Origin of the sequence: Lentzea flaviverrucosa (genome assembly GCF_003350445.1) — a bacterium.
Classification (GTDB): Bacteria; Actinomycetota; Actinomycetes; order Mycobacteriales; family Pseudonocardiaceae; genus Lentzea; species Lentzea californiensis.
The window spans coordinates 1,204,796-1,217,198 of record NZ_QQAU01000001.1; the positions used below are offsets into that span (position 1 = coordinate 1,204,796).

The 12,403-nt window shown below is 67.0% G+C and carries 12 protein-coding genes; 5 read left to right on the forward strand and 7 right to left on the reverse strand.

The genetic code is table 11. The features are described from left to right. Positions 1 to 143: 143 nt before the first annotated feature. Positions 144 to 803 (reverse strand): TetR/AcrR family transcriptional regulator, encoded by a 660-nt coding sequence (locus tag DFR72_RS05405; RefSeq protein WP_090063753.1) that lies wholly within the window; start codon positions 801 to 803, stop codon positions 144 to 146. A 146-nt stretch (positions 804 to 949) separates the two neighbouring features. Beyond that, a complete protein-coding gene (locus DFR72_RS05410) occupies positions 950 to 2,854 on the reverse strand; it encodes an LVIVD repeat-containing protein (RefSeq protein ID WP_143086635.1) in 1,905 nt (634 codons plus the stop codon). A 61-nt stretch (positions 2,855 to 2,915) separates the two neighbouring features. On the opposite strand from DFR72_RS05410, the gene DFR72_RS05415 reads away from it, so the two are divergent. Beyond that, positions 2,916 to 3,203 (forward strand): hypothetical protein, encoded by a 288-nt coding sequence (locus DFR72_RS05415; RefSeq protein ID WP_090063750.1) that lies wholly within the window; start codon positions 2,916 to 2,918, stop codon positions 3,201 to 3,203. 217 nt (positions 3,204 to 3,420) lie between these two features. On the opposite strand, the gene DFR72_RS05420 is transcribed toward DFR72_RS05415, so the two are convergent. Next, positions 3,421 to 3,999, reverse strand: a complete 579-nt coding sequence (locus DFR72_RS05420; RefSeq protein WP_090064482.1) for a TetR/AcrR family transcriptional regulator — start codon at positions 3,997 to 3,999, stop codon at positions 3,421 to 3,423. A gap of 180 nt (positions 4,000 to 4,179) precedes the next feature. Here DFR72_RS05420 and DFR72_RS05425 point away from each other — a divergent pair, with 180 nt between their 5' ends. Continuing rightward, positions 4,180 to 4,659, forward strand: a complete 480-nt coding sequence (locus tag DFR72_RS05425; RefSeq protein ID WP_090063749.1) for a DUF2269 domain-containing protein — start codon at positions 4,180 to 4,182, stop codon at positions 4,657 to 4,659. On the opposite strand, the gene DFR72_RS05430 is transcribed toward DFR72_RS05425, so the two are convergent. The 3 genes from DFR72_RS05430 to DFR72_RS05440 form a co-directional block, all read right to left on the reverse strand. Continuing rightward, positions 4,649 to 5,224, reverse strand: a complete 576-nt coding sequence (locus DFR72_RS05430) for a TetR/AcrR family transcriptional regulator (protein ID WP_170176127.1) — start codon at positions 5,222 to 5,224, stop codon at positions 4,649 to 4,651. The genes DFR72_RS05425 and DFR72_RS05430 overlap by 11 nt on opposite strands. A 20-nt stretch (positions 5,225 to 5,244) precedes the next feature. Next, positions 5,245 to 6,645, reverse strand: coding sequence for an MFS transporter (locus DFR72_RS05435; protein WP_090063747.1), 1,401 nt, complete (start codon positions 6,643 to 6,645; stop codon positions 5,245 to 5,247). Positions 6,646 to 6,742: 97 nt separating this feature from the next. Further along, entirely contained in the window at positions 6,743 to 7,555 is an 813-nt protein-coding gene (locus DFR72_RS05440; protein WP_211335314.1) for a sulfite exporter TauE/SafE family protein, read from the reverse strand. A gap of 189 nt (positions 7,556 to 7,744) precedes the next feature. Here DFR72_RS05440 and DFR72_RS05445 point away from each other — a divergent pair, with 189 nt between their 5' ends. Both DFR72_RS05445 and DFR72_RS05450 read left to right on the forward strand, forming a co-directional pair. Next, complete coding sequence (locus DFR72_RS05445) at positions 7,745 to 8,107, forward strand: BlaI/MecI/CopY family transcriptional regulator (protein ID WP_090064479.1); 363 nt, start codon at positions 7,745 to 7,747, stop codon at positions 8,105 to 8,107. Next, the gene (locus DFR72_RS05450; RefSeq protein ID WP_090063746.1) at positions 8,104 to 9,036 is read left to right on the forward strand and encodes a M56 family metallopeptidase; all 933 of its coding nucleotides are present in this window, start codon (positions 8,104 to 8,106) and stop codon (positions 9,034 to 9,036) included. Before DFR72_RS05445 ends, DFR72_RS05450 begins: the two co-directional genes overlap by 4 nt. Here DFR72_RS05450 and DFR72_RS05455 read toward each other — a convergent pair. Beyond that, positions 8,981 to 10,024: a hypothetical protein gene (locus DFR72_RS05455; protein ID WP_090063745.1), complete on the reverse strand. Its 1,044-nt coding sequence runs from the start codon at positions 10,022 to 10,024 to the stop codon at positions 8,981 to 8,983. The genes DFR72_RS05450 and DFR72_RS05455 overlap by 56 nt on opposite strands. A gap of 322 nt (positions 10,025 to 10,346) precedes the next feature. Between DFR72_RS05455 and DFR72_RS46235 the strand changes: the two genes are divergently transcribed. Further along, positions 10,347 to 12,215, forward strand: a complete 1,869-nt coding sequence (locus DFR72_RS46235; protein ID WP_211335315.1) for a choice-of-anchor B family protein — start codon at positions 10,347 to 10,349, stop codon at positions 12,213 to 12,215. Positions 12,216 to 12,403 lie beyond the last annotated feature (188 nt).

Genomic DNA, 12,403 nt, shown 5'->3' on the forward strand with positions numbered 1-12,403 from the left:
TCCTAGTAGGACACCGTCGTCTGCAACTTCGGTCGGCAAGACCGACTCGTTACAACCAATGCGTCGATGTGTCCAAAGATCACATCAGCTTTTCGAATGAAGCCAGGTTGAAGGCGATTACACACGCACACGTCGTGAGCCGGTCATGACAACGGCGATGGCCGCTGCAAGCGCGAGCAGTCCGGAGCCCGCGACAAACGCCGCAACATAGCCGTCTGTGAGGGTGTCGTCTCCCGAATCGCCAGACGGCACGCCATCCAGCGTGATCTTGGTGAGGGCAGCTCCGATACCCAGGCCGGGCCGATGAGCTCCTGCCGTCGTCGCTGAAGCACGTCCACCGCGTCATGGTCGGCGCCATCCGCCTGTTCCGGCGCGGCCAGAAACGCCTGGGTGACCAACTCCGCCATGTCCACCACGAGCACGGCGTCAACCGGATCGAATCCGTAATCGAGAAGGAGGACTCCGGTCTGGTTGGCGCGCTTGACCAAGGCAGGTCCTATGACCCGCAACGCCGTGATCTCTCTCGCCAAACCGATGTGCGCCGAGTAGAGGCGCCAATGTGCCCACGCCGTTTCCGCCAGGTAGGCACGCCAGTCCTCGCCGGGCTCCGGCCACTCGATCGCATCGACCGCTTGGTCGACTGCCGCGGCGGCGCGGTCGTTCCGGCTTCGGAAGTACCGATACAACGTGAAGTGCGAGATCCCCAGCCGCTCCCCTACCGCGGGCATCGTGAGCCGCGATAACCCGATCTCCAGTGCAGTCCGGATGATCGCCTCCCGATCGGCCAGGGGTGGTCGGCCCATCCGGACCGCAGCCTTCCCGTCGTTTGCGGTTTTCACATGCCGCGTACCAACGCCCACCCCTTCCGGAGACCTGTAGCCAGGGCGCGGACTGGCTCACGACGACGAGCCGGGCGAGGTGCTCTCGCCCGGCTCGCACCTCTCATCGCCTACGGTCCGGTGGCGAACAGGTAGAGACCGTCGTCCCGGTCGCTGCCCGCGACGTAGGTCTTGCCGTTGCGGGTGAACGTCTCGACGCCCCAGAAGTCGTTACCGCTGGGCGCGAGGTATCCGCCGCTCTCCACCAGTTCGCAGTTGTTCGGGCTGCTGCACTGGATCCGCAGTGAGCGCATTCCACCCGCGTAATACGACAGGTAGGCGCGCGTCGGGTCGTTGGGGTCGGTCGCGACCTCGTGCACGCTCAGGTCACCGAACCCGACCGCGTACGCCGGGTCCATCGCCTCGGGGATAACGAACGTGTCCAGCTCGGCGAACTTCTTGTTCGCGTCAACCTGGTTGCTGAACAGGTGCACGTAGCCCCAGCCGTCGAAGGCCGCGGTGGCTTCGATCCGCTCACCGACGGTGCCGATCGCCGGTCCGTCGGGGTAGGTGAAGCTGACCGGTGTGCCGAACATGTTGTGGTACGCCGTGTGGTTCGTGCACACGCCGACCACTGCGTCGACGAATCCGCCCGATCCGCAGAACGGCGGGTTCTCGGTTCCGCCGTGCCGCTGGACGAACACCACGGCGTCCCATCCGGCGAGCGCGGCCTGATGCGCCTTGTCGCCGGGGAAGCAGGCAGGTTCAGGCGCACTCGGGTCGCCCGTCGGACCGCGCTGCAGCGCCACGATCTTCTCCTCGCCAGCCTGCAGCGACGCCTCGTAGCCGGGAATCGAGGCAGGCGTCGGGATCGGCGCGGAGTCCGGGCACCCGTAGCCGCCGTAGACGACCGGTCCGTTGAGCTTGTCATCGGCAAGGGCGACGATCGGCGTGGAACCAGGCACTGGCACGGACAGGTACGACCCCGCGTTCGCGCCGCTGGTGATTGCGAAGTTCGTGGCTCCGTAGGGCGCGAAGTCCTCGTCTGTGCCGATGAAGTACTGGTTGTCGGCGGTGAACTCGGCTTGGTGCCCGTTGCCCTCTGCCGTGCGCGCCTCCCCCGTCGACTCCAGCAGTTGGGGATCAGGGTGATTGAAGTCGGTGTCGCCGATCAGCGTCGGATTGGCCGGATCGTCCACATTGAGCTGCACGTAACCGCCGTCCCAGTAGGACAGCAGCATCACCCAGTGCCCGCCGATGTTCTTGACGACCATGTCGTGCAGGTTGACCTCGGTCAGGCCGAGGTTGGTCTGGACGAGGTTGGGATATTCGGCGTCGACGTCGATCTCGCGGATCAGCCGCGGCCGCTTCGGGTTGGTGATGTCGAGGATGTCGACATCCGTGCCACCCGACTCGAAGTTGTCCGCCATCACCACATATGCCTTGCTGCCGACGTCCCAGGCGAACGCGCTGTGCGTGTCGTTGGAGTCGCCGCGCGCCAGATTCGCGCGGTCTCCGAAATGCTCGGAAAGCTTGACCGGCTTGCTGGGGTTGCTGACGTCGTACAGCGAGACGCCACCGCGGCCGTTCTTGCCGCACTGCTCGTTGTTCATCACGAGCATGGTGCCGTTGAAGAACTTCGTGTCGATTTGCAGCGCCTGCATGCCCTCGCCAGGCCGACTGTCCTGGGAGTGCGGGATGAACCCGATCTGCTTCGGGTTGGCCAGGTCGGTCATGTCGACGATGTAGGCGCCGGCATCGGGGTCGCCGTTCTCGCGGTTGGTGTCACAGGTGGCCTTGCCCCAGTTCGCCAGATAGGCGTACGTGGTACGCGGGTCGACCGCCACGTCGGCGATCAGGTCGTCGGTGTTGGTCAGGTCCGCTTTGCCCAACAGCTGCAGGTCACCCCATGCGCCCGGACCGAGCAGATGTCCTTCAGTGGGACCGTGTTGGCCGGGGTGTGCCGCCACGGGTGCCGCCATCGCCGCGGTCAGCGACGCCACGGCCAGTGCGGTGAAAAGTCGTCTGGTTCTCATTGGTTCTCCTCGTTGATTCCCCCTCGAACTGGGCCCGCCAGCGACTGGGCCCAACGATCTGGTGTCACCGCAGGAGGAACTCCTGCGTCTGCGGCTCAAGGCGACCGAGCCGGATGACGCCGCCGAGGTCGGGCGGCTGATCGCGGGCGGGTCGGACCAGCCGGCCGTTGGTGCCGCCTGGCCGACGCCCGGCTCGCTGACGGTGCAGAGGAACACCGGGTCGGCGAGGCTGCCGCCGGGACGCGCGTTCGCCCCGACATCGAAGACGTTGGCCGCGTGCACGCTCGCCGTCACTGGGATCGCCATTACTCCGGCGACGAGGAGGGCGACGGGTGGTCAGCCGCCGTAGTCGGTTCACAGCAGGCCACTCCCTTCGGGCAAGGACAGCGCCGTTGCTACCCCCATGAGGAGTAATCGACGCAAACCCCGACAGTGTGACCCGAGTCACCCCAAATGGCCTACTATCTTGCTTCGGACGTTTTCGAACGCACGACAGTTGTTCGTGGTTGTCAGATCAACCTGTCGCGCGGCGGTGACGCACGGCCACGTGTGGCGCCGAAGCGGAGTCAGGTAGTCGGGCGCAGGCCTGCGAGGGTGACCAAGACAAGCCGACGAACGGCAGCCTTGGAAGGCAACGTGCCGGCCGCGGCGAGTGCATGAACGCAGTACGCGGCGAGTTCAGCAGGTGCCACGTCCGCTCTGACCTCACCGGCAGCCGCAGCTTCGGCCAGCAGGTCACGGATCATGTGACGAATCTGTTGCTGGGCGTGACCGACCTGCTCGTCGCGGTGCAGGAGCGCCACCAGGTCAGTGTCGAAGTGGCCATGCGAGCCGTGCGAGATGGCAGCGAACGCTTCGAGGACAGCTTTGAGACGCTGAGCGGGCCCGGCCGCCTGGCCGCGAACTTCGGTCAGGTAGGCGAGATGGTGTGCAATCTGCTCGGCGTGCCAGACGTGCAGGATCGCCTCGACGTCAGCGAAGTACTTGTAGAGCGTCGCGCGGCCGATACCAGTCTGCTCCGCGATCTGCGACATCGTCACGTTGAGCAGGCCACGCTCGGCCACCAGCGTCGCGGTGGTGGCCAGGATCGCGTGCCGCACCTCGCGGCGGTGCGTCTCGATCGTCTCGTTCCACAGCTTCGGCACGAGCACATCCTACGGGACCAAGACACTGTGTCTTGATAAATACACTATGTCTCGTAAACTGCCGGACATGGCTGACACACCGCGTTGGGTGAAGATCATGGGCATCGTCATTGCCGTGGTGATCGTTTTGTTCCTCGTAGCGCTCGCTCTCCCCATCGAGCACGGCCCAGGCATGCACCGATGAAGCCACGCCTGCGCAAGCTCGCCCTGACCGCGCACATCGCGTCCTCAGTGGGCTGGTTCGGCGCCGTGCTCACGTTTCTGGCCGTGGCGGTCGTCGGAGTGACCACTCAGGACGATCGCGTTGTGCGTGCGGCGAATCTGATCGCGGAGCCGATGGTCTGGTACGTGGTCCTGCCGTTCGCGGTCGCGTCGCTGCTGAGCGGCCTGGTCTCGTCGCTCGGTTCCGCGTGGGGCCTGTTCCGGCACTACTGGGTGATCTTCAAGCTGGTGCTGAACGTGTTCGCCACCGCGGTGCTGCTCATCTACACGCGGACGGTGGACCGTTTCGCCGCTGTCGCCGCGGATCCCACCGCCGATCTGGAGCCGCTGCGGTCGCCGACATTCGTGGTGCACGCCGCGGGAGCGCTCGTGGTGCTGATCGTGGCGTTGGCGCTCGCGGTCTACAAGCCGCGTGGTGTGACCGGCCTCAGGATCTGAGAGCGGGCAGCAGGGTCGCCTCCAGCACGTCGGCGGCCTCCTCTGCCTTCAGCTGTCCCGTGTTGACGTCCTCGGCGGCCGCGTGCAGCAGGGTGTAGACGGTGGTCACGAGCCAGTTCATCGGCAGGTCGGTCCGGATCACGCCCTCCTCCTGGCCCCGCGCGAGCAGTCTCTCGACGTGGTCGACGACGTCGCGGTGCCGTTGCCGCAGCCGGGCCGGGCCGAGCTCGCGCTGGGCGAGGTTGAACAGCTTGCGATGCTGGTTGAGCACGTGCCAGGACGTCCGCAGCAGCCGCCGGAGCGCCTCGGTGGCGGCGCCTTCCTCGGGAGCGGCTTTCTTGATGACCTCGCCCGCTTCGGCGATCGTCCGGTCCAGCACCGCCTCCAGCAGCACCTCGCGGGACGGGAAGTGGCTGTAGAGGGTGACCCGGCCGACGCCCGCGGCGCGCGCGATCGCCACCATGCTCGACTGCGGTTCCTCGGTGAACAGCACCAGGGCGGCGTCGAGAATGGCGGCGATGTTGCGTTCGGCGTCGGCGCGGCGCCGAGTCTCCGTGGTGGCCACGACCGGAAGCCTACGGCCGGTCAGTGCGCGAACACCGGACCATCGGTCGCAGGCGGACGGCCCGCCGGAACCAGCAGCGTCGCCCCGACCGCGCTGACGGCGGCCACGATCGCCATCGCGGTGAACGCGGCACCGAAGCCCCCGACCGGACCGCCTTGCAGGCTCAGCGCCGCGACCGTCGACACGAACGCGATGCCGAGCGTGGCGCCCAGTTCGTGCCCGGTGTTGATCAGTCCGGACGTCGTTCCGGCGTCGTGCTGGCCGACGTGCGCCATCGCGGTGGTCGTCGCGGTGACGAACGTGGCGCCGAGCCCCAGACCGGAGATCAGGAAGCCCGGCAGGACGGCCAGCACCGCGTTCCCGGATGCGGGCACCTGCGCCAGGAGCACCGCGCCCACCGCGGCGAGGCCGAAGCCGATGGCGACCGCAGGTCGTCCGCCGAACCGGTTCACGACGCGGACGCCCAGGTGGGTGCCGAGCCCGATGACCAGCGCCACCGGCAGGAAGATCAGGCCGGTCTCGAGCGCGTCGAGACGCAGCACGTGCTGCAGGTACTGGGAGTTGAGGAAGAAGTTGGCCAGCAGCAGCCCGGAAGCGGCCAGCATGACCAGATTGCCCGCCACCACAGGACGCCGGGTCAGCAGTTCCAGCCGGACCAACGGTTCGGCGACCCTGCGCTCGACGACCACGAACACGACGAGCAGCACAAGGCCGGCGGCGAGGAGGTACGGCGTGCTGCCGCCGCCCCAGCCGGTGTCGCCCGCACGCACCAACGCGTAGATCAGCGCGCCGACGGCCGACACTGCGATCAACGCCCCTGGAACGTCGATCTTCCCCGATGATCGTCCACTTCGGCCGGACGGCACCAATCGCGGCAGCAGCACGGCCACGAGGACACCGACCGGCACGTTGATGAAGAACACCCACTCCCAGCCAGGCCCCGCGGTGAACAGGCCGCCCAGCAGGACCCCGGCCGCGGCACCCGCTCCGGCGATCGCCGCCCACACCCCGAGCGCACGGTTGCGGTCCGACCCGTGGAAGGTCGTGGTGACGATCGACATCGCCGCCGGGGACAGCATCGCCGCGCCGACACCTTGGGCGGCGCGCGCCACCACCAGCGCGGTCGCACTTCCCGCCAGCCCGGAGGCCAGCGACGCCACCGTGAACACGGCCAACCCGGTCAGGAACACGCCGCGTCTGCTGATCGTGTCGGCCAGCCGGCCGCCCAGCAGCATCAGCCCGCCGAAGCACAGCGTGTACGCGGTGACCACCCACGTCAGCGCGGCACGGTCCAGGTCGAGTTCGGTCGCGATCACCGGCAGCGCGACGTTCACGACCGTCACGTCCAGGATCACCATGAACTGGGCGAGGCTCAGCAGCACCAGCACCCACCAGTTCGTTCGCACGGCCGTCTGGCTCATGCCCGCTCCTTAAGTCGAACACTACTGTTCGACTTAAGGTACGCCAAGCCAAGCGGCAAGTCGAACAGTAGTGTTCGACTTGTCCTGCTCGTGGACGTCAGTGGTGGCGGGCGAGCTTGATCGAGGAGATCAGCAGCACGACAGCCAGCGCGGGGATGAGCACCAGATCGGGAACGACGCCGAGGAGGAGGCCGCCGAGCAGAGCGCCGGTGATCGACCCGGCGACCATGACGCCGGCGAAGCGCATGTTCTGGCGCAGGACGCTGAAGCTGTCGTCGTGGCTGTAGCGGGCGAAGGCGACAAGCATGGTGGGTAGCGAGACCAGCAGGGACAGGCTGCCCGCGGTCTTGATGTCGACGCCGTAGAGCAGCACGATCGTCGGGATCAGCAGTTCCCCGCCCGCGACACCCATGATCGCGGCGACGACGCCGATCCCGAACCCGGCGGCAACGCCGGAGACCGCTTGCACGGTGGGCGGCAGGTCGAGCGTGCCGAGGCTGACGTGCGTGAGCACCAGGACTGCGGTCATGAGAACCATCAGTGCCGCGAGGACCTTGTAAAGGGCGGCGATGCGCATCCGCACCGCCCAAGCCGCCCCTGCCCAAGCCCCCAGCAGGCTGCCAGCGAGCAGATTGACCGCGACCGCCCAATGCGCACCCAACTCGACGGCGGTGACGGTGGCCAGCCGGGCGGGCAACGCGGTGAGCACCACGACCAGGCTCATCGCCTTGTTCAGGATGACCGCCGAGAGTGCCGCGAAGCCGAACAGGCCGATCAGCAGCGGCAGCCGGAACTCCGCCCCGCCCAGCCCGATCATGCCGCCCAGCAGGCCCATGCCCGCGCCCGTGGCGAACACCATCGGTGCGCGCCGGCTGGCCTGGATCGGTGTCACGTTCTCCTCGACGGTCACGCGTCCGCCTTCCGCTCCCTGACAACTGGCGCCGTCCACGATTGCCGAGATTCCAGCACCGAGGAGACCGCGACCACATCACGGGACGCCGGGCAGGACGGGTGTTCCCGCGAAGGCACAGATCAGGAGGCGCGGTCCGGTGACGGCGACGACCAGGCATACTTCTCAGTCTGCGAAAGGGTGTGGGCGATGCGCGGACTGGGTGAGCTGGAAGCCGCGGTGATGGACGTGCTGTGGCACGCCCGAGAGCCGCTCAAGGTGCGCCAGGTGCTGGAACGGCTGGATACCGGCAAGCAACTCGCCTACACCACCGTGCTCACCGTGCTGGACAACCTGCACCGCAAGGACTGGGTCTCCCGCGAGTTGGAGGGCAAGGCCTACTGGTACCAGCCCACCATCAGCCGCGTCGAAGCCGCGACGAACGCCGTGCGCGACGTGCTCGTCGCCTCGGGTGATCCCGAGGCCGCGCTGCTGCACTTCGCACAGTCCGCGACCACCGAGGAGTCGGCGGTGCTGCGCCGGGCGTTCCGCAGGAAAGCCGGCGGAAAGTGACTGTCGCGCTGGCGCTGCTGCTCGGGTCCATCACGATGGGCTGGCTGGCACCGCGCCTGCTGCGGCGGCTCAGCGACCCGGTGGTCGCCCTCGTCGCCTGGCTCACCTCGATCGCCGCGGTCATGACGACCTCAGCCGTTGCCATGGTGCTGCTCCTGCTGCCCGAGCATGGCCTCGCCGCCCTCGACACCCTGCACCACTGCTGGGAGTCGGTCCGCCACGGCACTACCCCCACGATTGAGGTGATCAGCGGCCTCACCGGCGGCGCCCTGCTGATCGCTCTGCTCATTCGGTTCGCGATCGTTGGTGCACGCAGCGCTCGGCAACGAGCCCACGCCCGCGAGGAACACCGCTCGGTGCTGCGCCTCGCCGGACGACGTGAACCCGGAGCACATCCAACGGTGTGGCTCGACCACGACCGGCCTCTCGCGTTCAGCCTCCCTGGCAAGCCCGGTCTTGTGGTCGCCACGGAAGGACTCCGCCGCCACCTGACCCCTCAAGAGGTCGATGCCGTCCTCGACCACGAGCGAGCACACCTCAACGGACGCCATCATCTGCTGGTCGCCGCCGCGGACGCGATAGCCGCCGCGCTTCCGATCCTGCCCCTGTTCAAGCGGGCAGCGCGCTCGATCCGTGAACTCGTCGAGATGTCAGCCGACCTGGCCGCCGCGCGCACCCATGGCGCTGACACTGTTCGTGCTGCGCTGTTGCGGGTGTCGTGTCACGGCGCTCCCGACTCCGCACTCGCGATGAGCAGGGACGCTCTGGACGTCCGGCTGGACCGTCTGCAGTGGCGCCGCCGGATGCCGAACCGCACGCGCAGGCTGATGTCCAGCGGGATCGCGAGCATCACCGCCATGGCACTGCCCGTCGTCACCGCGTCTGCGGCGATGTTCGCATTGATGCTGCTGACCTGTTCGCCGAGCTGATGTTCACCGACGCCAGCAAACCGACCGCCGCACCGGTGAATCCAGCAAGCACGACCGCACCCGCCCACAGCGACACCGGCCAGCGCAGCGCATCCGCCATTGCGAGTCCGGCCAGCTGACCGCTCCACACCAACACCGGTACACCTCCGGCGACGATCGGCAGCGTGAAACGCCCACGTGCCAGCAGAAGGTCGGCAACGATCGCACCCAACGTCGCTCCGATAGCACCGGCCACTGGCACCCAAGAGAACCCGACGACGGCAACCGGTAGCCACGCGATCGGTCCGACGAGCACGGTCGCCGGTGCGGCGAACTGTTCCCGGCTGCGCAGGATCAGCAGCAACGGCAGGGTGAACAGCACTGTGGTGGCCAGATAGCCGCTCAAGCCGGCGATGACGACCATCTCGGCCTCGAGGTGTCCCGGCGTGCCTTCGGGAGTCGGGATGAACGACTCAACGACCGCCGGCATCGGGAACGGCGAGGTGTACTGGAGGAAGAACGCCACAAGGGAAGTGGACAGAACCAGCGACAGTACGGCGGTCGCCGGCCACGGTCTGTCCCCACTCAGCACCTCAATGGCCCGAAGAGGACCGCTGAGCATGAGCAGCCCGCCGGCGCCGAGCACCAGGTGACTCGGGCTGACCAGCGCGTCGACGGCCACCTCGATTCCGAAGACCTCGTGCCACAGCAGGTCAGCGACTCCACCCGCGCCGAAGACGAGCACGCCGACCGCAGCACCGCGATACCCGCGCGGCAGCCCACTCAGCACCGAGCTCTCCGCGCCGCGAGACCTCCACGCGAGCAGCCCGATCCACCCGGCCATCGCAGCGAACCCCGCGTAGAGCGCGCCGTGCCAAGGCGTGAAGAAACTCTCCAGCTCCGGCACGTTGAAGTGCGCCCAGCCGTCACTCACGAGCGCGACCACGAGCCACGTCCCGATCGCTCCGGTGATCAGGTCACGGCGTCGCTCATCACTCAAGACCGACATGCCGTCTCCTTCCGTTCGATACGGGCATGGGGTATCCCAGGCTTACCCCTACCAGGTATCCGGGTCAAGGAAAACGGTGATTAGATCGACTATCTGGAGTAGTAGATCGGCAGCCGGTGACGGCAGACAACTATAGCTGATAGTACGAATCTGGATCGTTGGCTATTCCATCTGATGCAGTACAAGACACTCGGCCGCGTGCATGTCAGGAGGCAAGAACCCTCACATCGGCCCTACCGCACGCGGGGCTCGTCATGAATTTTTACAGCCGCACCACCGCATGTAGTGACGTTCAACCCAACCCTGCATGGGAGAACCGAGCATGTTGAAGAGATCGATCTTGACGGTGCTGGCGACCTTCGCCCTAGCCGTTCCTGTGACCCCGTCCACCGCCGCCGCACCGGTCCAAGCTGCCGCAGCCGTCCCCTGCACGAACGGCATGGCGGGCACCTACCCGTGCCGCAACATCGACCTGCAGTCGAACCTGCCTCTGTCCGCCATGGGCGGCGGCTCCGGCAGCGGAGGCTGGGGCTGGACCGATTCGTCCACCGGCAAGGAGTACGCGATCGTCGCCCGCACGAACGGCACGTCGTTCGTGGACATCAGCACACCCACCAGCCCCGTCTACTTGGGCAACCTGCCCACGGCCACCGGCTCGTCCAGCTGGCGCGAGCTCACCGTCCACAACAACACCGTCTACATCGTCTCCGACAACAACGGCAGCCACGGCCTGCAGATCTTCGACCTCACCCGCCTGCGTTCGGTCACCTCTCCCCCGGTGATCTTCAGCGCGGACGCCCGCGACACCTCGTTCACCCGAGCCCACACCGTCAGCGTCAACGCACAAACCGGCTTTCTGTACGTCAACGGCTCCACCACCTGCTCCGGCGGACCGCGGGCCTACAGCCTGACCAACCGGCTCTCGCCGACGTTCGCCGGCTGCATCAGCGGCGACGGCTACTCACACGACTCGACGGCCGTCATCTACCGCGGACCCGACACCCGCTACCAGGGCAAGGAGATCCTCGCCGGGTCCAATGAGGACACGCTCACCTTCTTCGACGTGACCTCGAAGTCCAGCCCGGTGCAGCTGTCCCGCAAGACCTACACGGGCCGCGGCTACGTCCACCAGGGCGTGTTCACCGAGGACCACCGGTACTTCCTGCTCGATGACGAAACCGACGAGACCAGCAACGGCGGCAACACCCGCACCTACGTGTGGAGCGTCGCCGACCTCACCAACCCGGTGCTCGTCGGCACGTTCAACGGCCCCACGACCGCCTCGGACCACAACCAGTGGATCAAGGGCAACTACTCGTACCAGTCGAACTACAAGGCCGGGCTGCGCATCGTCGACCTGACCAACGTCGCCACCCCGACCACCATGTCCGAAGCCGCGTACTTCGACATCTACCCGTCCAGCAACACGGCCGGCTTCAACGGCACCTGGACGAACTACCCGTACTACCCGAGCGGCAACGTCGCCGTCTTCACCATCGAAGGCGGCCTCTTCGTGGTGAAGCCCAACCTCTCCGCCCCCTCCAACGACTTCACCATCGGCACGTCGCCCTCCTCCGGCTCGACCAACCCCGGCAGCTCGGTGGCCGCCACGGTGAACACGAGTGTCCGCAGCGGATCGGCTGAAACGGTGACGCTCACCGCGAGCGGTCTGCCTGCAGGAGCCACGGCATCGTTCAGCCCGAGCTCGGTGACCGCAGGCAACTCGTCAACGCTCACCATCTCGACCGGCGCCACGACTCCGCCGGGGACCTACTCGGTCACCGTCACCGGCACCGCGCCGTCGGCCACCCACACCGCCACGTACATGCTCACCGTCAACGGTGCGGGATGCGCGGCGGCCACCAACCCCAACGACGTTTCCATCCAGGACAACAGCACCGCCGAGTCCCCCGCCACGGTCTCCGGGTGCTCCGGCAACGGCTCCGCCACCTCGTCGGTCGCCGTCAACATCGTGCACACCTACATCGGTGACCTGATCGTCGACCTCGTCGCCCCTGACGGCACCGCCTACAACCTGCACAACCGCGGCGGCGGTTCAACCGACAACATCAACCAGACCTACACCGTCAACCTCTCCAGCGAACCCCGCAACGGGACCTGGAAGTTGCGCGTGCAGGACCGGGCGAACGCGGACGTCGGCTACATCAACAGCTGGACGCTGACCCCGTAATTCTCTTGGCACCAGGTCGCCTCTCGGTCCGGTCCGTTCAGTCCTTGAAGGACAGAGAGGCGACCCGCGCCCTCCTTTGATCGCGGCGAGGCTGAAGCCGAAGTTCGGATCCGACTGAACGACACAGGTCCCGAACCGAGTGGTCGACCGCAGCCAGCTGGACAACGGCCACAACGCCGGTCGGTGAC